Here is a 21,954-nt window from a genome sequence, read left to right on the forward strand (position 1 = left end):
CTCCCCGGGGGGTCGGTGTGGGCACGCGGTGCCCAGGGTCGTTCGTGCCGGGTCAGTGGCACGGGTCCGTTGCTGCCTTAGAAGAAGCAGCCCTGCTCATCCTGCGCTGCCTGGCGGACGGCTTCGACCTGGGCTCCGTCGAACGGAACCTGGGCCTTCTCCTCTTTCAGCACGGTCACCTTGACGCGCTCCGACGGGGCGCCCCGATAGGTCTCCAGCACCGCCGGATCGAGATCAGGGACCCGCTCGGCCAAGGCGTCCTTGTAGGCAATCAGTCCGCGCTGGGAATAGCGTAGGACTTTGATGCCAGCCGTCTCGGCCAGCAAAAAGTCGCCCATCATGGCGACCAGGGCCTCCTCGATGACCTCCATGCTGGCCTTCAGCGTCTTGACCTGATGGTCGAGATCCGCCTTGGCGGCCGTCGCCTTGCGGTACTCCGCCGCCCGCACGGTCCAGGTTTCCAAGTCCTTGTCCTTAGGTGTGTAAAGGTCCCGTTCCGGATCTCTGGGCGGTTCCTTCTTGTTCTGGATCTGGTCCCAGAACGCCAGACACCCCGGCACGAGCGTCTCGGCGATGAAGGCATCATCGCGCTCGACCGCAAACTCGACCATGGCGCCGGGTCCGTAGTAGAACACCAACCAGCCCAGCGTCTGGCCGGACACATAGAGTTGGGTCTGGACCTGCGGGTAGTAGAGCTTGAAGGCGGTCGACTCCCGCCCGAGATTCAGCACCTCGGTGTAGACCTGCTGGCACGACACCTTCAACTCGACCGGGCGGCCGTCGTCGTCGATGCCGTCAAAGGACGCCCGGATCAGCGGTTGTTCCTCAGACTCGCCGCAGAGGGGCAACAACAGCGTGTCGTGCTGTTGCTCGAACGCCCAGCGCACGGCATCCTCGCCGCCGGTGCCCTTGGTGCGGAACCAGTCGCTTGAGAGCTCCGCTTCCAGGCGCACCAGCCCGGTCTTTTCGGCCCATAAACGCCATGGCGTTTTGTAGGGCGACAGGCCAAGCAGGATGGCGACATCCGAGGCGGACACACCGCCGGCCCGCCACGCCAACCATGCGGGTGTGCGCTGAGGTAGATCGATCACGTTCATCAGTCGGTGCTCCTATCAACAGGTAGGGCACCAGGCCCCTAGGGGACGCGGATGCCCCGTGGTGGGTCGGTGTCCGACCGCCGTCCATGGCGGTCTGACGTGCCGTTCAGGCGGCCTGTGCCTGAGCCTCCTTGACGGCGACTGCAGCCGCCGTGGTCAGCGCTTGGAGGGCCAGGACCAGATGGTCACCGGTGAAGCGCGACCGCGCGTACTCTTCGGCCTGGCCCCACGCCTTTGTGGTGGTGGCCCGTGCAACCAGCTTGTTGATCTGTGCCTGGGCAGCCTCATCAATGGCCGCGGTCTTGGCCTGGTCGGTCCGGGGGACCGTCTCAGTCGCCGGTTGGTCACCAGGCGCTGACACCGTCCCCGCAGTCTCTTGAACGGTTGGTACCGTGGCCTGGGCCGTGACCGGCGTGCGCTCGATGACGGACGCCATGGGGACCGAGTCCACCTCGATCACCTTCCCGGCCATTTCCTCGGCGGTGTACTCCCCGGCCTCCTCCGGAAAGGCCGCCCGCAGCGAGGCGGCTTTCGCGCACTTCAGCAGTTGCCCGCGCGGACGCTTCTGCCACATCTCATTCGGGATCGGGGACTTGCCCTGACGTGCATAGGCTTCCTCCCAGAAGACCATTTCCGAGAAGGGACAGCGATTCCCGTTCACCAGGCGGTAAACGGTGACTTCGGCCCACTCCGGAAAGGTCACGGTCGCCTGCGCCTCGACCCATTGCTCATTGCGTTTCACCGAGCCGGTAAAGGTCTTGGTTTGATCCGGACCAAACTTCGGCGAATCCAGCCCCGCCCAGAGTCCGGTCCGCGCCGCCGTAATTTGCACTTCGGCGATACCCGGCCAGACCGTCTCCACGTACCGTCGCAGCGCGCTCGACCACATCGGCACCACGTGGACCGGACGCTTCATGATGTCCAAGCCGCGGGCCTGGCAATAGCGGACCGCCAGGACGATGCCTTCGGAGGTGGCCGCCGATGGGAAAATACTGTCGGTGAGCACCGCCCAGGTACTTGGGTCAAGACCGATCTCCGCCAGGACAGCGGCGGCCACCGGGATGCGGCACGGCACCGCACCGGTGCACGGGACGACCGCTAATGCGTTCTTCTTGGTTGTTGCCATGGTGTGTCTCCGAGGGTTGATGACCCAGGGAGACACACCACTCCCCAGGGGAGTGACATGCTCCCCAGGTAATGGCTTGAATGCCGGCAGCGCCGACGTTAGCTTCTGGCGTTGCGCCGACGCAGGTAGGTTGGAACGTCGTATTCAGGTCCCCAGTCGCAGGTAGGCGCACGTGTCGACGGCACGGACGGCTGCGCGGCGCGACTGACAAACGACCGTCGCCAAAGGACAGCGGCGGCAACGCCGCAGCCGAAAGCGATCAATAGATCAATCATGATACTGGTCTCCTCGATTCGATGAACCCGAGGAGAAAAACGCCCCCGAGTGGGAGAGCAGGTCTCCCCGGGGAATTGGATGAAAACGGATTCCTAGAACGGGATATCATCATCAAACGGCATACCACCACCCTGGTCTGGCGGGGGCGGCTCGTTCCGCGCAGCCGGGCGCTGCTGCGTCCCTGCCCTATTCGTTGACTGAGCCTCGGACTCGCTGGCCGGGCGGCCATCGAGCATTTGCATGGTCCCACGCATGCTGACGATGACCTCCGTGGTATAGCGATCCTGACCCTCCTTATCCTGCCATTTCTTGGTGCGCAACTGCCCTTCCACGTAGATCTTTGAACCCTTGTGGAGGTATTGTTTGACGATCTCGGCCAACTTGCCGAAGAACACCACGCGATGCCATTCGGTGCGTTCCTGGGTCTCGCCGGTCGTCTTATCCTTCCAGGATTCACTGGTCGCGAGACTCACATTGGCGACGGCGTCGCCACTCTGCATGTAGCGCACATCCGGTTCAGCGCCGAGATGACCGATCAGGATGACTTTGTTCACGCCTCTGGACATGATTCCCTCCTGGGAATACAGGGGCGCAACGCCCCGCAGGGGCGCTGTGCCCCGGTGGGGTGGGTCGATGGGGTATTGGGTTTGGCTGTTCTTGTAAAGCGCTCAGCTGGCGCTATGCGCGTCTCCACCATAGGAGACACGACAATCCGACTGTCCATTGCGGACCACGGGCACGCAGCTGCGTGAGGATCGCAAGGGACAGGGGAAAGCAGGTTTCAGGAGCACGGCGAAGGCGCCGGCTCATACCAGCGGGGGGATCTTGGGGACGACGGTTACGTGCCGAGCACGTTGGCGCTGGTTGGGTCGCATAGCGAGTGGCGCGGAGAAAAACAGCAGCGCGCCGGAATACTTCGGGATGAGACTCGTTGATGGCTTGCTCTTCCGGGGTCCACATCGCCCCGGGCGGCCAGCTACCGCATAATCCGCGTTGTAGCGCATTTCAAAGGCGGTTGCAAGCGTCGGCCAGCGCATTTTCCTGGCCACTACCGGCGTCGCCAATGGCTTCCCGCAAAGCCCACATTTTTGCGAACCTTCAGCGGCTTACCAGCGGCCCGAAGGTGGCCTACCGTGGCAGTACCCGAACCGTTCACCACCACGCGGACCCACACCATGGCCGAACCCCGCCGTTCGAAACGACCGCTCCAGGACTCCCGCTTCAGCCGCCCGGTCTTTGAGGAGACCATCACCATCCACTCCTCCCACGCGCAACGCATCCTGGATCGTGGCTACTACCGCGTCGCGGCGGCCCTCTACGCCATCGACGTGGTGCTGCGCATCATCGGCGATCACGACGAGATGGATGCCGTGGAGACGCTGGTTGACGGGCACATTCAGGCCTTCGCAACGACCATGGAACAGGAACGCCAGCGCTTGTTGATGCTGCGCGAGCAAAGCGGCATCACCCGCCACGTGAAATACACGCGCCCGGTCACCCTCAAGATCCAAATCTCATCACCCCAGATGGCACAGTACACCGTCCTCATCCAGGTGCTCGACCGCCTGATGATGGAGATCGATTCACTGTGGATGAACGCCGTGCTGACCAGCAAGCAGAAGGCCCTGGCCGGCTATACGTGGCGGGTGGCGTTACTGCGCATCGGCCGTGAGATCATGACCCTGGAGCGGCGCGCCCGCGACGCGGCAGCACGCGACGGGAAGGCCGACGAAGTCGCCGCGGCGACCGCGGCGACCGCGGATACGGACGTCGTGGTCGAGCACGACGCCGCGGACACCCCGGCGGCGGCAAGCGCCGACCCCGAAGCTACCCCCGCCCCGCGATTCCCTGACTGATCCGCGCCGCCAGTTCCCGCCGCTGATAGTTCCGGCCCGCCTTCACCCGGATCAGGGGCACGCGGGCCTGGGCAAAGGCCCGATCCACGAAAGCGTCCCGCGCGCGTCTGTCCTGGCGGTCATGGGTCCTGTCGTCGAGTTCCAGGGCGGCGGCGATGACTCCGGTGACGCGATCCACCAGGACATAGTCCACATGCTTGGAGGACACCTTGCTGAAGGCGCGCCACCAGGCCCGCCGGTTTGCGGTCTGCTTGGGACTGAGCACGTCCGCGATCCGCACTTTGGCGAAAATCCGGAACTCCGACCCGACCGTTTCTTCAAGGACGCGGAAAAACGCCCACTCCGCGGGTGAAAACAGCCGTTCCTTGCGCTCGTACCGGGGCGGAGCCACCAGCCGCGCCGCCACGATGATCAGCAGCACCAGCACGGCCGCGCTGGCGAGCAGCGCAACCGGTGGCAGTGCCGTCAGTTGGCGGAGTTGCGAGAGGACATCGTGAGGCATCAGTTATCCACAAAAACGGTGCATCAATGGCGTGATCAGCGACGCCTGCCAGGCAGCATTGACAGCGTTTCCAATCGCTTGCCACACGTCAGGGAGCGGTGGTCACGCGGTGCTCAGGGCCCTTGGTGTCGCTCCTTGGCCGCAGTGCGGAAGTGGGCTTACTTCGGCACCGTCTGGGTCGCGTCCCACAGTTGCCGTTCGGCAGCGCCCCGTGCGCGATCGGAATCCATGCCGCTGACACGCTCGATGGAGCGCGCGGCAGCGTTCGGGCGCCCGGCCTTGGTGGCCAAATCGCTGCCGTTGCCCGTCAGTCGTTCGATCCCCAGGGTATCCAGCGTCGGATAGTGACCGGTTTGCACCAACAGCGCCATCCACTCGTCGAGGTTCACCGCGCTCCAGTCGACCCGCTGGAAATCACTGACCTTCAGCCCCGCGCAATCGGGCGCCTTGGCCGTTCCCCAGCCCCGCTCCAGTTGCGGCCGCAGTTGCTCGTGCAGGATGCGCGCCAGCGGTGAGCTAAAGCAACAATAGGCATCGCGCTTCTCGATACAGTAGCCCAGCGTGCGTGAGCGACAATACCCGCCGACGAACACACAGGACTTCAGATCCCGCTTGGCGCCCAGTTCGAATTCGCTTTGCTCGCACTCCCAGATGATCTTGATCAGGATCATGACGATCTGATAGATCAGATAGGCCCACATGACCACGCTGATGAGACTGACGAGCATCGGCGCCAGGGCGACACCCGCGCTCGACACCACCCCACCCGACACCGCGGGGCCGCCGGCCGCGCTGACGAAGAGCGTATTGGCAGCCGCTTCCCCAAAGAGGTTGGCGGTCCATTCCACCGCTTTCATCATAAGTTGCTGCGTGGCTTCACTGAGCGCCGCTTTCAGCGCGTTTTCGCTGACCGTCGCGCTGGTCTGCCCCATCAGGGTATTGGCAGCGGAGGTGAATTGCTCGGTCACCGCACTATACGCATTGGAAATCGGACCACTCAAAGTCTCCCAGGCGCCGCGCACCGCGCTGCTGCTGTCCATCCCCATGATGGCGTTGTTGATCTTGCTCATGGCAAACACCAGGTCCAGATAATCACCCAGCGAGGCGTTCCCCGGCGTCTTGCAGCAGTTGACGATGCCGCCCACCGCCCGCTTGCATTCGCGGGCCTCCCCCGGGAACACGACACAGGTGCCACCCGGTACGCACTCCATGTCCGCGGCCGACAGCTGTGCGGCCTGCAACGCCGCTGCCGCTTTGGCAAAATCCGCGGATTGCTCACTGGGGAAACTGGCGCATTCGGAGCCGATGCAACGCACGGGGCTCAGCGGCGCCGGCGCACCCGGGAGGTTGACCGGCCCGGCGCAGTCCACGGTGGTGGTCCGCGTGACGACCGGGGCGCTGGCCGGCGTCCCGCAGTCCCAGGTCTCCTCGAACACATGGCAGGTGCCGTCCGGTCCGGTGGCACCCTCCACGCAGGCGCTGCGCACGAAGGTGCAGGCGGCATCGGACTCGAACGCGGCACAACTGTTGGTGGTGCCGGCGTTGGTGGGGCACTGTGTTCCCCCTTGGGGATCGACCCAGCAATCCATTGCCCCGTGATGGAAGGTCCCACAACTCGCGTTAATTGAGGTACCGAGGCAGCCGCCTTCCGTTGCCGGATGGGTACAGAGGGCGGCGATGCGGCAAAAGGGGTCGGCGTTGCTGGCCACGAGCGCTTGGAGGCACTCCGGCGGTTGTATCGCCCACTGGCCGCCCAGGGGATCGAGGTTCTCCACTCCGAGCGTGACCGGGTAACAACCGCTCAGTTGCTCGGGTCCGTACTCGCCCGCCGGAACCCCAGGGAGGTCGGGGCAGTGAAAGCGCACGCCCGCTGCCGCCAAGTCCGGGCTGGCGATGGGAGCACACGCCTGCAGGAGTGGCGCCGGATACAACCCCTCGAAGGGCGGGCAACGATAGCGCACCTGCCCCGCCGTAGCCCCGCTGCAGTTGATCTCGGGGGGTGGCGGCGGTAACCGTTCACAGACGCGATAGTCGGGCAGATGCAGCGTCCGGGACCCCTGGGCGAACTGGCTGTGGAGACGACAGTCGGCGAAGGTCTGGGTAAGGTGTCCGAGGTTGTCCGCAAGCGCATCGGTCGGCTGCCAGGCCGCCTGCAGGCTGATATCCAGGTGGGAACGGTCGACCCCCGTGCGCAGGGTGCGGTAGGCGTCCCCCGTCGATGACGGGTCATGGACCAGGTGATGTTGCGCCTGCTGACCCGCCGTGAGGGTTGCGGTATGGTTGCCGAAATACGCACCGAAGGGATCGCCGTTGGCGGCGCTGCTGCCGGGAAACAGCGTTTCGATCGCGATGGGTCCCCCCGCGTTCGCCGGAAACTGCACGGTACTGCCCGTCGCGCTCGGGACGGTGGCGGTGATCCGCAACTGCGTCCCGGCCGCCTGACCAGCCTGGGCGGCATCGCGAAAGGCATCGCCCCACACCAGCGCCCACGGCGTCCAGGTGAGCGCGATGCTCACCACCGCGACCAGCAGGCGGCGACCCCAGGCCCAAGGATTGAACTCAGTCATCGATGGCACAGCAGTCATTCCAACGCCACAGCAGATACAGTTGATGCTCCCCAGGGCCGGGAATCGTCCGGGACTCACCCCAGGTGAAGGTGCTCTGACCGATCACGTGGGCCTTTTGCGTTTCAGGGAGTGGGTAGAACATCGTGAGCTTGTAGGCGCTCTTCTTGACGAAAAAATCGATGGGGGCTTTGCACACGGCATCATTGCCCATGGTCCGCCGCGCCATCCCCCGGCGGTGGAGCGCCGCCAGTGAGCGCGCCGCGGCCAGACTCGTCTCGCGGGGGTCCGACCCGAGGTTCGGTTGGGTGCCGGTGAAGGGATAGAGATTCCCCCAGGTGCCGGCACACCAGAACAGCGCGTCAATGGGCGCCCCGGCGGTGGCTGCCGTCGCATCGGCGAGGCAGGCCGCCTGCGCCGCCGGATGGGCGAGCCAGGCGGCCTCCGGGTTGGTAAAGAACGCCAGTTCGCCGTTGTTCCAGGTCGGATCGAGTTCGGACAGATACAGGATGTCGACGTCCATCAGCCCGTCGGCGTTACAGTGCTGATCCCAGAACAGATCGAGCAAGATCAGTAACGGAAACGCGTACCAGTGGTAGTGCCAGAAGGCGACATCCGTGGCATCGTAGGCGCTCTTGCCCTCGGTCCCGATCAGCCGGCGACTGCCCATGGGCAGCCGGGCACCACCCAGCGCGGACGAACACCCCGGGGCATGGGTCAGCTCGATGAGGCGCGCCGGCTCCCACATGCCAATCGTGAATCCGGCCCCGGTGGAACACGCACAAAACGCGCTGTCCGCCGCCCCGGCCGGGACCTGACCACCGCCGCCGATCGGGATCCCCGCGATCCGCACCGGCAACAGACAGGCCCAGCAGATATCGGTCATCAGCTTGCCCGAGAACAGTTCCGCATCCGGACACCCGGGGTCGGCGGCCTGGCTCAGCCGCGGCGCGGTTCCGGCGAGCATGAGACAGCACGCGAGCCATAGGCCCAGCCGCGATAACCCGTGACGGTGTTGCCGATCCTGACGGGAGAACACGGCGGTCATTGCTTGGACTCCACGGACAACGGTTCCTCAGCACGCGGGGCTGGCGTCCCTGTCGGCAGATCATCGGGCAGCACCTCATGGACCACGAACACCCGCCCCCGGGCTTCGACCAGCGCGGGGACCCGCTCCAAGCCGAACCGGGTGCGCACGTCGGACGTGAGGAGGTACACCGGCTCATCGAGTCGGTCCTCGACGGTGCGCAGCCCGTCCCAGCCGAGCGCGCGGTCGAACGCGGTCGCCAGGTACAACGGACGCTGCGCACTGGCGGTCTCGCCCAGCCGGTGGGCGGTCGCCACCTGGCGCGGGTCGGACGCATCGAAGACGATCAGGCGGTGGCTGAAGGGCACATGGTCGAGCGGATTCACGGTCTGCCCCGCCTGGATCGCTGTGGTCCCGTCGGGCAACCGGACGTCGGCGCTCGCGGTGATGGTTGGATCGATGGTGCGCTCGCGGGGCACGGTCACCACGGGTAAGGCGTCGAAGGTCGCGCGCTGCCAAAAACGCTGGAGCGCGCCCGCGCGCAACGCGTCCAAGTCCAAGGCGGCGGCCCGGCGTTGCAGTTCCTCGATCAGGTCGGCCTCGCTGATCGCGACGGCGGGTCCGCGGACCCCCAGGTCACCCCGCGCCCCCGCTTGGATCTGCTCGCGCAGCCACGCCGGGGCGCTCAGCCCCGTCACCCGCGCCAGCTCGCCAGCGGGACCGCGGGCGATCAGCAACGGGACCACGGTCGCGCCAGCCGCGCGAAACACCGTCGGATCGATCGCGACATTCGGGACCGGGTCGATGCCATCCAGGAGCGCATGGATCGCCTTGATCATGTCCATCAGCGGCTCACCGGGGGCGACCCCGCGAAACAGGAACCGCACGTCCAGACCCGTGGCCGCGCGGAAGATGGCCCGCAGCGCGTCGGCCCCGAGGCTGCGGGAGACCAGAACGGTGTAGGTCACGTCCGGCGCCGCGGCCGGGCGCGTCACCGGGACGGCATCCTGACCGGTCCCGCACAGTTGCCCGAGATCCGTGCAGGCCGACACCGCCGCGGGAGCCTCCTGCATCCGCGCCAGGGCGCTGCGCCCCAGGCTATCACCGGCGGCGGCTCCCGCCGTCGCCGGCGTCAGACGCAACCAGGCCGGCGGTGACGCCGTGCGCGCCGCCGCGTCGAGCGCGTGCGCCTGATCCCGGATGGCACGCAGTCCCAGTGCATCGGCAGCGCAGGCCGCCGGCACAGGGGGCGCGAGGACCAGGATCAACACGGCACCCGTGCTAAAACAGCGCATACGCCCTCCCGCGGATCTGGACGATCGGCAGCGGACCCCAATAGCGCGCGTCGAAGCTGTCGGGGGTGTCCCCCATCATCCACACCGCAGCGGCGGGTAGCGTCACCTGGCGGGCGAAGGCCTCCGGCGGCTGGTGCAAGGTGGCCGCCAGCGCGAGCCCTGTGCCGATTGTCACCCCGTTCACCGTGGTCCGCTCGGACGTGACGGTGACCTGCTCTCCGGGGAGCCCCCGCAGCCGTTTGACCACGCGCTGTCCGGGACTGAAGAACGGGGCCATGGCGTCACCGGCGAAGAAGCTGTAGGTCGCACCACGCACCAGTGCCCGGTCATGCCGGTCGATCAGCCAGACGCTATACGGTGGCAGACACTGGTGCACCTGACTGTCGATCCCGATCCGGAAACGGGTGCCCAGATAGAGCCCCAGAGCCGCCATGACGAGGAGGCTCAGTCCGGCACGGACCACGAAGGCTCGCGATGCCATGTGGTTCGTCATGGACGCCCCCCGGGGTCCGCCTCTTGAGGCTCGGTCCGCAGGTACAAACCAGCCGGCGCGGCAACGACCGCTTGCGGATCGAGCACCAGCACGCCGCCGGCGGCCAAACGACGGGCGATGTCGCGTTGCCGCGCGATCACCGGACCGACCTGCGCCGCCGGCACCCCACGCAAAGCCTCCGCGGCGTCGAGGATCACCACCGGCGGGCGCGTGGCGAACTCGCTGCGCAGCGGACGCACGGCCAGGAACGCGCCGAGCGCACCGCTCGCCAGGGTGGCCAGCACAAGCGGCACCCACCCGAACCGCCGCGGCCCTGCCATCCGCCCTGACGCGGGGGTCGGCGGCTTATCCATCGGCCTGATGTCCCAACAGTCGGTTGATCGCGTCGCGCACCGAATACCCTTCCTGGCGCAGCGCGCGAATGGCGGCCACATCCTGCGGACGCGTCGAATACAGGAGCCGGCGGAACGGGTCCACCACCAGCCGGCCGATCCCCGCCCCGCGGTCGGTCAAGGTCATGATTTCCGAATAGGCCCCGGGTACGGTGTGGACCGACTTCAGCAGTTCGACCCCGCCCGCCGACAGCGGCAGGCGGTTCTCGGCGTGGAGTTGGTCGATGGCCTGCGCGGGTTGGGCGAGCAGCAGCGTATGGGCACTGTTATCGGCGATGGCCCGCCCGGTCGGGTTGTTGTAGAGATCGTTGAGCGACTGGGTAACCGTGATCGCCGCGCCGTTGTACTTGCGGAAGCGCCGGTAACCCGCCTCGATGAACTTCGCCACATCCCCGTGGGTCAGCAGATCCCAGGCTTCGTCGATGAAGACCAGCTTGGGTTGAGCACGGTCGCCAAGGTACATGACCTGTTGGATCTGGTAGATCAGGATCAGCAGGATGACTTGCTGGAGGTGTTTGCGTCCCTTCAGCTCTTCGAGTTCCAGGACCACCAGGTTCGACGCGAACTGAATGCTGTTGGCACCCGAGAAAAACCGTCCGTACTCGCCCTGTGAGGTGAACGGATAGAGCTGCTGCCCCACATCCCGCAGGCGCGGATCGTCCGTGGCGGCCAGCGCCGCGGCGATGGCATCAATGTCCATCGCCGGACCGGTCCGATCCCACACCGCTTTGAGCACGCGCTTGAGCCCGGCGCTCTGGATGTCGAGCAGCGGCTGCGTCGGGGCGGCCATGGCGGTGACCAGGGCACACACCACATCGGCCTCCTCCTCCCAACTGCCAATCAGGCCGAAGGGGTTGACCGAGAGCTGCGCCTCCTTGGTGAAGGCCACGAACTGCCCGCCCAGGGCCTCGCAAAGATTCTCGTAGCTGCGCCCGACATCGATCACCCAGCACCGTCCACCCACACTGAGGTTGGTGGCGAGGAGTTCGTTGGCGAGAAAGGACTTCCCCGACCCGGAGGACGCCGCGACCACCGCGTTGTAATTGGTGGCCGAGTCGAAGAGGTTGAAATCCATGAGCTGTCCGGCGCGCCCGACCAGGTTGAGCACCGGGCTCCCCGTGCCCTTCCAGTCGCCGAACACCGGCATCAGGGTCGTCGCATGGCTCGCGGCCATGGTGCGATACCGCATCATGTGGGGGATGGCATCGCGGTCGGCGCCGAACGGCAGACAATGCAGGAACAAGGGGAGCGAAAAGAATTGGTCCGGCATGACTTGGAAGCCCAGCTCGCGCCAATAGGTGCGCAGATTGGAGCCGGCCGCGGTCGCCTCCGCCAGCGGCGTAAAAAGCACGATGCCGAGATAGCAGTGGATCGGACGGTCGCCGTTGTCCAGACACTGGAAGAGCCCGTCATAGCCGGTCTTGGTCTGATGCAAGGTCGGCAGATAGTGGGACAACTGGCCGAGGGCCTGGTGGGTGGCCCATTGGCGGCTGGCCGACAGCTTGGTCCGCAGCGCCTCGGGGTCCGGAAAACGGACCGACAGGGTGATCAGCACGTTGTGGCGGATGCCGCGCGTGCCCGAGACCCCATCGCCGATATAACGCGCGGCCATGCCGAAGGCGACCCGGTCGGGAAAGCGCTTGACCGAGAAGGTTTGCGCCCGGTGCGTGCCGAGCGTGAGGCCCTGCGCATCCACCTCCAACGCGTGGCTGAGGTCGAAGAACTGCTCGCGGATGAGCCGGTCCGGATCGCACTCGGGCACGATCCGGTCGCGCCAGCCGGCTTGTGCGTCCCAGTTCAGCAGGGTCGACATGAGCCGCACATAGCGGTCCGCCGTCAGCGCGACCGGCCGCAACCCTGCCGTCTTCAACACTTGCAGCGCCGTCGCGCCCAGAACGGCCGCGTCCGTGATCTCGCGGGGGGTTGGCTTGCCTTCCGCGATGGGCAGCTTGACGGTGACGATGACCTGGAGGTCGCGCAGGCGCAGCTCGCTGGCCGGCCCGAGCGGCGCCTCGGTCCCGGCCCGCAGAAACGCGGCGCGCCGTTGGGTCGACGCCCGCAGCAACTCGTCGCCATGGCCGATGCGCAACGCCTGCATCCGCGCCAGGCGCTCTTCGATGTCCGGCGAAGCCCACAAGGCGATCTGCACCAGTGTCTCCGCTGGCCAGTCCAGGTTCATCAACACCGACAGCCGATCGGCCTGCGCGCGGTCGGCGCTCGCCAGCGGCTCGCAGACGAACCCGAAACCCAGGGACAGGTCGTCCAGGACGAAGATCTGCTGGTCGGGTTCATAGGCCAGCACCGGAAAGAGTCCGGCCGCACGCGAACCGCGAAACTGACGATGGATCAACGTGCTTCTCCGGTGTGGGGTGATTGACGGCGGGTCAGGCGAATGACCGGCGGGGAGTAGGACACCCACTGCGCGGTCCCGCGCCGAACCAATTGGCGCGCCCGCGCGGGGCTACAGGGCGCCAGACTGTGCTCGTCCAGGTCGCGCACCTGCACCGGGTCCGTGCCGCCGTGGCTGGGTGCCAGGGCGCTGGCGAGCACGCGGTCCCGCTCAGTGTCTGAAAGGGACGCCAGCACGGACCACACGGCGGCGGGAACGGTGATCAGATAGCGCGGCATGGGTGGATGACGGTTTCCCGTCGCGACTCGGCGTGCAGGCCGGTGAGTGCTGGGCTACGCGAGCAGCGGCAGCGTGGCGGACACCGTGGCGTCGATGACATTCGGCGCCAGGAATAGGCCGGTTCCGGCCGCGACCCCGAAGACGAAGCCCATCACCGACCCGCGGGTGACACCCGCCACCAACCCAACGATGATGAACACCGCCGCCACGACGCGGCCCAGGTAGCCGGTCATCCAATCCGACAGCTTGGTGTAGAGCGGGTTGAACTCGGAGCCTCCGGTGCCCGCGAGCGTTGGATCGGCCACCAGCATCAGAGCGGCCATGAACGCCAACAGGCCGAGGGCCATCAGCGTCGTGTGTTGCCGGGGCGACAGTCCCGGCTGGAAGGGGTGTGGTTGCATAGGGGTTCCTGCGTGCTGCGGATGATGATTGCCGGTCGTCCGGCGGGTGGCCGATGACCCGGCGCACGGCGTCGGGCCAGGGGGTTCACTAGGCCCCGCGCCGCGCCGTCGGCGGCAGCGGGAGCGGGGTCGATGGTGGCGGGGCAGCGCTACGGGGCTCCCCCGCATCGGTCGGGCGTTGCTCCACCTGCAACGGACGCAACACGGTGTAACGCGCGGGCGTGGACGGGTCGGCGTAACTCCAACGCTGCGGGTCCACCTCCACATACACGGTCGCCGGTGCGTGCAGATCGCCCTTGTCGTCCTCCCAGGCCGCGAGCCAGACGGCCATCGTGGTGGACGACACGCGCTGCGGTGCGAACTGCGGCGGACGTTGATCCGGTCCGGCGACCCTGGGACCCGGCGGTTGGGGCGTGGCGCAGCCGGCCAGGGCGCTCAGCAGGAGCAGTGCAACAACCCTCCTGATGCGTTTCATAAGAAGCTCCCACTGGTGGTGATGGTGCTGGGACGGCGCTCCGCGGCGGGCGGTGGCCCGGCCCCGTCCGTCAGGCGGTAGATAGCCGAGGTGGGCAAACACAGCGGCTGACCGGGCAATCCAGGGCAGGCGAAGGTCGCGTTGTCGCTGGCGCATCCGGACAGCGCCGCCAGCGGGAACAGGACGAGCGGCCAGCACCAGCCGGCGCGGTTCACTGCCCGCCCTCCCCGGCGTTGGGCACTGCCGTCGGGGTGCCGGCGAGCCACCCGGCGAGGTCATCCGGGCGGCCCTGATGGAGGCGTCCGTCGGGCGCGATCACGAAGGGGGTCCCTCCCACCCCGAACATCTGGGCCGTGATCAAGGTGCGCTGCGCTGTCTGCTGTCCGCAGGTGCCCGTCGCCGCCGGCACGTCNGTCGGGTGTTCCAGGAGTGCGGCGAGCGCGGCGGCACGGTCGGTGGTGGCCAGGCAGTGCACGGCCAGCACCTCGGACTGGGAGTCCTCGCCGATGGGCAGAGGGATCAAGCGGAACCGATAGCGGTCCGTGAGCGACGCGATGTCCTTGAAAAAGGCGGCGCAATGGGGGCATTGCGGGTCGACGAAGGCCACGACCTCCGGACCCGTGCCGAGGTCGAGCGCGCCCAGGTCGGCAACGTCGAGCTTCAGATGCTTCAGAGCGATGCGCCCGGCCAGTTCTTCGGCCTGGGCCAGCGAGGTCAAGGCCACGCCGTGCCACAGGTCGTAGGCGTTGCCCCGGACCACGTAGCGCCCGGTGTCGGAGATGAACAGGAGTTGTCCGTCGGTGGTCTCGACCGCCTGGAGGCCGCCCACCGGCAGCCGGGCCATGCGACGGATCGCGGTGTCGCTGTTGCCCAGGATGGTGCCCAGGGTAGCGGCGGGCTCGGCCCAGAGGGCATAGGGCGGTGCGGCGAGTGCCACGGCGAGCAGCCCTGAAAACCTGGAGAAGCGCATTGACGGGGACCCGGACCGGCTGTGAAGGTGCCGTCAGGGTGCCTGATCAGGGGGGGTGGGTGTGAGCGCTCAAAGTTCGGTTTTCGGGGGGGAATGCGGGAAACCGAGGTAAAATCACCAACCAGAGTTCCCAAAACCACGCTGTCTGGATACCTTCCCAGTCGGCACTGCTAGACACCGCGAATCAGGAGGCTCGACACTCGGGGCGGGCTCCCTGCGGCGCGAACCGGATCGCTGCCGACGAGCGCGACAGTGACCGCACAAGGCGCCTGCTGCTGTGGGAGAAACGTGCAGCCGGGCGTCTTCCACGCCGAGAGACGGCCATTGACTGACCGGACCCGCCCCTTATGCAGAGCCTGAAATCTTGGTACCTCGGCATATCAAGCCAGCAATCAGTCCAACATCCGCATGGCGCATCAAGTCGTCTATGCCAAGCCTTGGTTCCGATCCGAACCAAGACAGCAAAGCCATCTTGCGTGTCTCACGCGATGCGGCGACGATCAGTCATTTCCGGAGTGTAGCACCTACTCCTATGGCCTTACTCGCGCCTCGCGGAACATCCCGTCATAGTCACGCTCCCACTCACCCGACGAAATCTCTTTTATCGTCCCTCCAATCCACCCAAACGATGACGCACAAAGCCGCGCATTTCGCCGCCCATCAACTGATGACAGCTCAAGAAGATTAAATCCCCGGAGGCTATCCCGAGGTCGCGCCGAACCCTCTTTTGCAAGGGTAGAAGCGCAACTCCGAACCATGCGGAAACCGTCCTCGCTAAGATATTGCACGGCTTGTTCGTGAATGTGACCGTGCAAGAACAAAGCCGTTTTTAGACGCCCCTTGAAAAAGGTTGCGAAATCCTCTGGATTGGTCACACTCTTGTCGCCACTTGCCGAAATCGGGCTGTGATGCGATATACCGATAATAAGTGGCCCGTCCTTTTCACCGCTACTGACCGAGCGACCAATCTCCACACCAATTTGCGCAAGTGCATTCGCATCAACCTGTCTCTTTGGAACACCATGCGGACTAGCGGGACATGCGGTGTTGATTCCATAGAAAACCACACCCAAGTGCCTATAGCGAGCCTCAACCCATGCAAAAGACGTCTCATCGACCTCTTCGCTTAGCAACGGCGCGTGCGCGGCAGTCTTCATAAATTGCCGAAAAGGGGCATATGCCTCGGTGATTAGATCCGCATTTTTTACGGTGCTCGCAAGTCGCGGCGCTAGACTGTCGCTTCCTTCATCCCTTTCTAACTCTATCCTCGACGCAGCAGCAATCGCTATGCTTACATCGTGATTCCCTGGAACGACCAATAACTCACCATTCGGCGGCCAAGATATGCCGAGACGCCCAAAGAAGAACTCGAGCCACCGCAATGCACTCTTATACTCCGAGGGGAGTGCGTGCTCGGCAATGTCTCCAGAAAATGCAATGAATGTGGGAGGCTGGTTCGACCAGGCTGCCAGAACTCTATCCGCGCTACGCATCGCCTCCAACTCAACCTTGCTGGCGTCAATTCCACCAAACTGAAGATCGGAGATATGGAGAATTCGGATTGAATCCGAAGTCTCGCCGTCTAAGGAAAGCCGTAAGTGCTGCCGATTCGCAATCATTCCGGAAAACTGTGCTACCGCATATTCAATGCACCCACCCCCTTCTCCGGCAATATCTCTCCAGTGAAGTATTGTGTTACAATTGGGCCTAAGCAACGCGCGGTTTAACTGTGCAGCGTTGGTGTCATCCCAGTGACTGCTCAGCAAGGCGATGGGGATGCTGTCATCAAGCTTACTCATAGCGAAATCGAGATCGCATTCCGACGGCCACAGTTCAGTAAGAACCGCATCGACTAGAGCCGCAGAATACCGGTTCTGCCGTAACTTAATAGTAATATCTGAAGGGCGCTCGGCCCAGTCTAACTCTATCGAGAAACCGGGGACTCTTGCCTCAATTTCTTGCGCTAAACGCACATATCCGTTGCGCCTACTCTCCACACCAAGCCGATCATCTATTACTAGCACCTTGAATTTCATAGGTCAGCTCTCTTTGAAAAATGCGGAGTGCATTGGAATAGTCGCTCGCGTGATGGCCTTATTATCAACGATTGCCACCGTGACAGTACCGCCAGTTCTCTCTAAACCAGCGATACAAACAGATTGCTTGAGTGATATGGCACGATCAACCGTGATATTGATCAACTCGAGAACCAGATAGTCCCCCTCAACAACCACGCGCCACCACAGGTCCGCCTCTTGAGCGTCCGACGAATCCCATGGGTTATGCGTCCTATGCGGTGTGTGGAAAACATTTTGAAAGAGATCCCTTATAACGCCAGTCACGAACGTATCGCAATATAGCCAGAACTCAGTAGCTGGCGGAATGACCCCGCATGATATCTCAGGATGCACTCCGTCACCTTTAAGCCATCGTTGCGCCGACTCTTCCCGACACCGATTATTGACCAATTCGGTCCATCGAGAGCAAACATCCAACGCTATGTCCCCGATGAAACGTGAAAGACCGGTTGGCCCATGGACCCGCCGAAGGAACTGATTTGCAGCAACCCGAAAAATTCCTCTAAGCGAATCGCCGCCGTATAGAAGCCGGTAGACCACCTCCGTTGCTGCCCTTATGCCATCTCCACACGATTCACCATGCTGAGTAGAGCAATCTTCGCAACCAATTTTCTCCAAGGCATCCGTAGCCGCTTGTAGATTTGTGAGGTCGATCGGATCCGAAATTGCGCCTTCATCCGCCAGACCTTCAATGATATTGCTGATCAGCTGCGAATTCGATACCAGTGCGAGTAACTCTGCGTGCACACTCTTGGGGTCGCAATAACCACCATCCAAGATACGAAGAAACCGCTCACGAAGTGGCGTCGTGTGATCGCTGATGCGGTCTTGTATGTCCGGGTTGCGATACAACTTAAGAAATCCCCGAACTAATGCCCGAAGATCGCCGCCCCCTAAAAGAATAAAATTATCCCTCTCAGTCTGCGTTGCCAACCCGCCTGGAATATAATGCTGCCCGGAAATGAATTGATGGCGATAGCGAATGATATTAATCGCTAGAATCGCGTCAAGATTTCTCAGTAAGCGCTCCTTCAGATACTCACTTCGACAGCGCTCCCAAATGTAGTGGAGTACGTCATGATCCACTAGGGCGAACAATAGGCCCGCCAGCGCAGTGATATCACCTGTAGTAGGAACACCCCACAGAAGCTGCAAGAGCAAATCAACTCTCTCGCGTTTTTCACCAATCCGTAATTCATCGAAAAACAATAGGGTTTGCGCGACTAGGATCTCGATCGCAGCGGCAGGATAATCTACGGTCACATCGCGCGCCTTCTTCATTGCAACGTCTGCACGTGTAGTGAGACGGGTAAGTTCAATGAGAAGCGCTGCTGCGGCTGTTGAATTATTCGCAAAGATCTTCTTCTTTCCCGCGCCGCTAGTCGCATCCCCATCGATTCCGAATGTTATCGGTAGCCCAGATCGAAATGGAACTGAAGTCAAACCTGCTTGATGCCATTCTCGCTCCAAATCACGTGCTCGCCAGATCAGCTCCCATTCGCTCAGGCGACTCCGTTGCCTTTGCGAGAACAGTTTATTTGCGGCCGTTTGCGCTATATTTAGCGCTTGGCAAAGCGGACAATCTCGACCATGTCCTAGGGTCGGAACGTCCCAACGCCAGAACCGCCGATGCCGCTCTAAGAAGCGCGGCATGACGCCATCTTGCGCAGGTAATCCCGTTCGGTCAATCAAAGCGATCGTGTATACCTCTCTTGCGCCCAAACTTTGGAGAAATTGAGTCAGTTCGCGGAGGTGCTTACCTGTAACTGCACCGTCATCGAGAATTACGCCCGACCACGAGGTCAAAGAGAGCTTTTCAATAAGAGACTCAATATGGTGGGCGACCATGTGCGATGCGAGAAGAGGAGAAACCGTGTGTATGCCAAGAAATTTTACCGGGATCATACCACCTACTGGCTTGGAATCACGGAACATTGGGTCCCTTCGAATGCGATCAACTATCGTGTCGGTTACGCGATGAGACGGATATATCAGGACCTGAGCTCGTGTCGTGGTGGAGGCACCTTGCGGACAAAAAAGATCACGAAATTGCTCATAAAGCCAAGAAAATAGCGGCTCGGCAGAAAGGGATGACAATTGGAATGCAAGCCATAAATTTACTGTTATTAGGTCGTGGTGGTTCCCGTATTTCCAGTGACCGAGTTTCAATATGCGTAGACGATCAAAATCGTTGTATGTGTCCTCGGGTGTCCGTCCGTACCATGGCCTTGAAAAATCGAGGAAGTCAGCTGTACTTCGCATATACCGAAGTATGGAAATAGATTTCTCTCCCGCAGGGGCGATAAAAGGTGTATGCGGTATTCGGCGCCAAGGGGACCCGACTGCCACACGACAGGGGTCAAGATCAGTATCTTGGAAATTAGGGAGTTGCGATAGCCACAACAGCGCAACTAGTGCATGCGGATGAGCATCTGGGTTCGCATCTCGATGAATCATAAGATGCATAGTTGATTCAGATCCCTCCGCACTTTCTTGGACAGTCGCCAGCGTAACGCCGACACTTCCGACAACAATTTTCTTACTGAGTTTTTCCTCCAAGGTCGTAGGAGTATAAGTCTCAAGTTGCGCTTCGTTTACCAGAGATGCGACCAAATCGTCTCCCGGTACGAAATAGTGATCAGGATGAAGCTCTATTAATCGCCGAACCGCACGTAAACTTGCCGCATAGCGCTGCGGATCCGTTAGAGCTAGGGGAAGATCTAGGTAGCGTCTCAAGACACACTCAACTTGACCCTGATCATTTAGCCACTCGACCGGCGCGTCCCGAAAGAATGGCGAGTCGGGTGATTCCCAAAACAACTCCGAGTCTGCCAGTTGAAGGCGGACGGCTAAGTCTTTAGCCCCAAAGGCGTTTGAATCTTTAGTGGGATAAAAAAATCGCTCTGCTTTTAGAATATTCGGTGTCAGCCTATGTTCGCCGGGTGATGTACAGAGACAGGTAACCGCCCAGTTTTGCGCTACGAGGAGAATATCCAGATGGCTGCTCTCATGAACGACAACATGCAAGAGAAGCTCGCGTAAAGTCAGCGTCTGAAAAGGGGTTAATTCAGCGATCACAAAAGTGCGAACCCGACGGGAGGGGGACGCACCTCGATCTCCGGCAAGCAAAAGTAACCATTTCGCAAGATCTTGTTTGCTTACAAGCCTTGGCGGACGCATTACCATAACATCAGCCGATTCCGACGGTGGGAAGCTAAGTGGGGGAGCGCAAGATTGCTTCTCACAAAACTCGTAATATTCGACGCGAATAGTACTAGCGATATTCCCATGGTGACACAATGCACCAACTATCCTTGCTCTAGCATCGCTATCGGCCAAAACCCAAGCATCCTCCTGCTGGCTAAAAGTTCGGTGACTAGGTTGTATACTAAAGACGTAGGCCGTGCCAGAAACAGCAACAAGGGTGCTATAGCGCGGATCTTTTGTGACGTCTTTTTGGGAGCCGGTAACTGTTGAACCCCAGGGATGCTGCCCACCAACCCAGGTACCGAATTGGGCGTAAAGGCGGCAGTAGTCTCCTCCGTGGGACAGGATGTTACCGAGGTGCTGAAGACCGGTGACAGCGGTACGTTGCGAATTGTGGCGCGGGAATCGCGATAGTGGCGTCTTAAAAAGACTGGGTGCTATTGAACGTAGTGGGTTGCTTGCAGCTTGAGCGGCAGCCAAACTGCGTGCTGCGTCTGGATCTCCGGCCGGAGCCCGCCACTCAGCTATCCTTGAGGTTAGGCCAACTCCTGCGTCACATAGGTATAATTCCAACCAGTCGGCATACGGATTCGGTAGAAACTGTGATTGACCATAAATGCTATTACATTTATTAAATAGGTCGGACCAGCGGCCGGCTTCTTCGGCGCGTTGCGGTTTGGCTCCCCTGACTCTTGCAAATACTCCTGCATACGCCGGCTGGCCCGGCAGATGAGAGTGTTCCGCCACATTTAGCAATAGTTCATGAAGTAGCTTTCGTAATTTCTGAAATAACATATCCCTTGAGAGAGGATCCGAATAGAAAGGATTTGTAACGGCGCGGGTCCGTGCTTCCTCTAAGAACTCTTCGACTCGCTGCTGTAGCCTGTGCTCAGATAAATCATCGACGCGAATGATCCTGGCAAAGATACAGTCGGCATTCTGAAAATGGGTTGCTTGGGCCTGAGAAGCCATGCGCAATCTAAATAAAGAAACGTCGCGATGTTGGTTCTGTATCTCGCCGTCGAAGATAATGATCGCGGATTCAGAAAACGCCGTTAGGAAGCCCTGCTGTGCAAGGAACTTAAGAAAAATACCGTGGGCTTCATTCCGAGGATTCGATCTGCCGAGATCAAGCGTCGTAGACGATTGCTTCAGGGGCGATTCCGCAAGGATCAAAGCAAGATAAAGCAGCGCTAGCGGATCAGCCCACTGAACACGCGCCAAGTCTATGCGACAGTAATGAATTTGAGGAGAGGTGACCAAACTCTGCAAAAACCCCATTGCGCCTAGCGCTTCATTTTCGAGAAACTCTGAGGCGATCGACCAGATGCATGTATTTCCTTCTTGCCGTGGTCGGGAAATCCGTGGGGGTATTGGCTGCATTGATGCGCATTCCTTAAGACTGTAATACGATTTTTCGGTTGATCGTTCAAATGCCTAGTTTAGGATACAGGCCCGAATGGCACTGACTTAAGCCGCGACAAATACATATCAGCGACTTACGGACAGATCGACAATCTGTCACTGGAGTGGAGGTAGCATTTTCCGCGGTGTTTTTTGACTCCG

The 21,954-nt window shown here is 62.1% G+C and carries 18 protein-coding genes; 1 reads left to right on the forward strand and 17 read right to left on the reverse strand.

The annotated features are described in order from the left end of the window. Positions 1 to 77 precede the first annotated feature (77 nt). From A39O_RS0104715 to ssb, 3 genes are all read right to left on the reverse strand, one after another. Positions 78 to 1,097 (reverse strand): YqaJ viral recombinase family nuclease, encoded by a 1,020-nt coding sequence (locus A39O_RS0104715; protein ID WP_026199170.1) that lies wholly within the window; start codon positions 1,095 to 1,097, stop codon positions 78 to 80. A gap of 106 nt (positions 1,098 to 1,203) precedes the next feature. Then, positions 1,204 to 2,223: a phage recombination protein Bet gene (gene bet / locus A39O_RS0104720; protein WP_020503555.1), complete on the reverse strand. Its 1,020-nt coding sequence runs from the start codon at positions 2,221 to 2,223 to the stop codon at positions 1,204 to 1,206. A gap of 368 nt (positions 2,224 to 2,591) precedes the next feature. Further along, positions 2,592 to 3,065: a single-stranded DNA-binding protein gene (gene ssb, locus A39O_RS0104725; RefSeq protein WP_020503556.1), complete on the reverse strand. Its 474-nt coding sequence runs from the start codon at positions 3,063 to 3,065 to the stop codon at positions 2,592 to 2,594. 609 nt (positions 3,066 to 3,674) lie between these two features. Here ssb and A39O_RS32015 point away from each other — a divergent pair. Then, the gene (locus A39O_RS32015) at positions 3,675 to 4,355 is read left to right on the forward strand and encodes a hypothetical protein (protein ID WP_020503557.1); all 681 of its coding nucleotides are present in this window, start codon (positions 3,675 to 3,677) and stop codon (positions 4,353 to 4,355) included. Here the strand turns inward: A39O_RS32015 and A39O_RS32020 are convergent. The 14 genes from A39O_RS32020 to A39O_RS40345 form a co-directional block, all read right to left on the reverse strand. Beyond that, the gene (locus A39O_RS32020) at positions 4,327 to 4,857 is read right to left on the reverse strand and encodes a DUF2726 domain-containing protein (protein ID WP_020503558.1); all 531 of its coding nucleotides are present in this window, start codon (positions 4,855 to 4,857) and stop codon (positions 4,327 to 4,329) included. The genes A39O_RS32015 and A39O_RS32020 overlap by 29 nt on opposite strands. Before the next feature lie 158 nt (positions 4,858 to 5,015). Then, the gene (gene traN / locus A39O_RS36205) at positions 5,016 to 7,424 is read right to left on the reverse strand and encodes a conjugal transfer protein TraN (protein WP_020503559.1); all 2,409 of its coding nucleotides are present in this window, start codon (positions 7,422 to 7,424) and stop codon (positions 5,016 to 5,018) included. Further along, positions 7,417 to 8,388 (reverse strand): TraU family protein, encoded by a 972-nt coding sequence (locus A39O_RS0104745; protein ID WP_020503560.1) that lies wholly within the window; start codon positions 8,386 to 8,388, stop codon positions 7,417 to 7,419. Before A39O_RS0104745 ends, traN begins: the two co-directional genes overlap by 8 nt. Before the next feature lie 77 nt (positions 8,389 to 8,465). Continuing rightward, positions 8,466 to 9,743 (reverse strand): TrbC family F-type conjugative pilus assembly protein, encoded by a 1,278-nt coding sequence (locus A39O_RS0104750; protein ID WP_020503561.1) that lies wholly within the window; start codon positions 9,741 to 9,743, stop codon positions 8,466 to 8,468. Further along, positions 9,730 to 10,236 (reverse strand): S26 family signal peptidase, encoded by a 507-nt coding sequence (locus A39O_RS0104755; RefSeq protein ID WP_020503562.1) that lies wholly within the window; start codon positions 10,234 to 10,236, stop codon positions 9,730 to 9,732. Before A39O_RS0104755 ends, A39O_RS0104750 begins: the two co-directional genes overlap by 14 nt. Then, positions 10,233 to 10,589 carry a hypothetical protein gene (locus A39O_RS32030; protein ID WP_040527134.1) on the reverse strand — a complete coding sequence of 119 codons (357 nt, stop codon included), beginning with the start codon at positions 10,587 to 10,589 and terminating at the stop codon, positions 10,233 to 10,235. Before A39O_RS32030 ends, A39O_RS0104755 begins: the two co-directional genes overlap by 4 nt. Then, positions 10,582 to 12,978, reverse strand: coding sequence for a type IV secretion system protein TraC (gene traC, locus A39O_RS0104765; protein ID WP_020503564.1), 2,397 nt, complete (start codon positions 12,976 to 12,978; stop codon positions 10,582 to 10,584). Before traC ends, A39O_RS32030 begins: the two co-directional genes overlap by 8 nt. Then, positions 12,975 to 13,256 carry an RRXRR domain-containing protein gene (locus tag A39O_RS0104770; RefSeq protein ID WP_020503565.1) on the reverse strand — a complete coding sequence of 94 codons (282 nt, stop codon included), beginning with the start codon at positions 13,254 to 13,256 and terminating at the stop codon, positions 12,975 to 12,977. The genes traC and A39O_RS0104770 overlap by 4 nt, the downstream gene beginning before the upstream one ends. A gap of 54 nt (positions 13,257 to 13,310) precedes the next feature. Beyond that, entirely contained in the window at positions 13,311 to 13,658 is a 348-nt protein-coding gene (traA, locus tag A39O_RS0104775; protein WP_020503566.1) for a TraA family conjugative transfer protein, read from the reverse strand. 88 nt (positions 13,659 to 13,746) lie between these two features. Beyond that, the gene (locus A39O_RS36210; RefSeq protein ID WP_020503567.1) at positions 13,747 to 14,133 is read right to left on the reverse strand and encodes a TraV family lipoprotein; all 387 of its coding nucleotides are present in this window, start codon (positions 14,131 to 14,133) and stop codon (positions 13,747 to 13,749) included. Then, entirely contained in the window at positions 14,130 to 14,348 is a 219-nt protein-coding gene (locus tag A39O_RS0104785; protein WP_020503568.1) for a hypothetical protein, read from the reverse strand. The genes A39O_RS36210 and A39O_RS0104785 overlap by 4 nt, the downstream gene beginning before the upstream one ends. Then, positions 14,345 to 15,103 carry a DsbC family protein gene (locus A39O_RS0104790; protein WP_020503569.1) on the reverse strand — a complete coding sequence of 253 codons (759 nt, stop codon included), beginning with the start codon at positions 15,101 to 15,103 and terminating at the stop codon, positions 14,345 to 14,347. Before A39O_RS0104790 ends, A39O_RS0104785 begins: the two co-directional genes overlap by 4 nt. Before the next feature lie 530 nt (positions 15,104 to 15,633). Further along, positions 15,634 to 17,139: a metallophosphoesterase family protein gene (locus A39O_RS37810; RefSeq protein WP_083924519.1), complete on the reverse strand. Its 1,506-nt coding sequence runs from the start codon at positions 17,137 to 17,139 to the stop codon at positions 15,634 to 15,636. A 3-nt stretch (positions 17,140 to 17,142) separates the two neighbouring features. Continuing rightward, positions 17,143 to 21,771: a phosphoribosyltransferase gene (locus tag A39O_RS40345; RefSeq protein WP_157639641.1), complete on the reverse strand. Its 4,629-nt coding sequence runs from the start codon at positions 21,769 to 21,771 to the stop codon at positions 17,143 to 17,145. Positions 21,772 to 21,954 lie beyond the last annotated feature (183 nt).

The sequence above is a fragment of the Lamprocystis purpurea DSM 4197 genome, assembly GCF_000379525.1.
GTDB classification, from domain to species: Bacteria; Pseudomonadota; Gammaproteobacteria; order Chromatiales; family Chromatiaceae; genus Thiodictyon; species Thiodictyon purpureum.

What these genes read in the sequence shown, in the direction of transcription:
- bet (WP_020503555.1), bottom strand. Translation starts at nt 2,223, where the DNA reads ATGGCAACAACCAAGAAGAACGCATTAGCGGTCGTCCCGTGCACCGGT.
- traN (WP_020503559.1), bottom strand. Translation starts at nt 7,424, where the DNA reads ATGACTGAGTTCAATCCTTGGGCCTGGGGTCGCCGCCTGCTGGTCGCG.
- A39O_RS32015 (WP_020503557.1), top strand. Translation starts at nt 3,675, where the DNA reads ATGGCCGAACCCCGCCGTTCGAAACGACCGCTCCAGGACTCCCGCTTC.
- A39O_RS0104745 (WP_020503560.1), bottom strand. Translation starts at nt 8,388, where the DNA reads ATGCTCGCCGGAACCGCGCCGCGGCTGAGCCAGGCCGCCGACCCCGGG.
- A39O_RS36210 (WP_020503567.1), bottom strand. Translation starts at nt 14,133, where the DNA reads ATGAAACGCATCAGGAGGGTTGTTGCACTGCTCCTGCTGAGCGCCCTG.
- A39O_RS40345 (WP_157639641.1), bottom strand. Translation starts at nt 21,771, where the DNA reads ATGCAGCCAATACCCCCACGGATTTCCCGACCACGGCAAGAAGGAAAT.
- A39O_RS32030 (WP_040527134.1), bottom strand. Translation starts at nt 10,589, where the DNA reads ATGGATAAGCCGCCGACCCCCGCGTCAGGGCGGATGGCAGGGCCGCGG.
- A39O_RS32020 (WP_020503558.1), bottom strand. Translation starts at nt 4,857, where the DNA reads ATGCCTCACGATGTCCTCTCGCAACTCCGCCAACTGACGGCACTGCCA.
- A39O_RS0104770 (WP_020503565.1), bottom strand. Translation starts at nt 13,256, where the DNA reads ATGCCGCGCTATCTGATCACCGTTCCCGCCGCCGTGTGGTCCGTGCTG.
- A39O_RS0104755 (WP_020503562.1), bottom strand. Translation starts at nt 10,236, where the DNA reads ATGACGAACCACATGGCATCGCGAGCCTTCGTGGTCCGTGCCGGACTG.
- A39O_RS37810 (WP_083924519.1), bottom strand. Translation starts at nt 17,139, where the DNA reads ATGAAATTCAAGGTGCTAGTAATAGATGATCGGCTTGGTGTGGAGAGT.
- ssb (WP_020503556.1), bottom strand. Translation starts at nt 3,065, where the DNA reads ATGTCCAGAGGCGTGAACAAAGTCATCCTGATCGGTCATCTCGGCGCT.
- traA (WP_020503566.1), bottom strand. Translation starts at nt 13,658, where the DNA reads ATGCAACCACACCCCTTCCAGCCGGGACTGTCGCCCCGGCAACACACG.
- A39O_RS0104715 (WP_026199170.1), bottom strand. Translation starts at nt 1,097, where the DNA reads ATGAACGTGATCGATCTACCTCAGCGCACACCCGCATGGTTGGCGTGG.
- A39O_RS0104750 (WP_020503561.1), bottom strand. Translation starts at nt 9,743, where the DNA reads ATGCGCTGTTTTAGCACGGGTGCCGTGTTGATCCTGGTCCTCGCGCCC.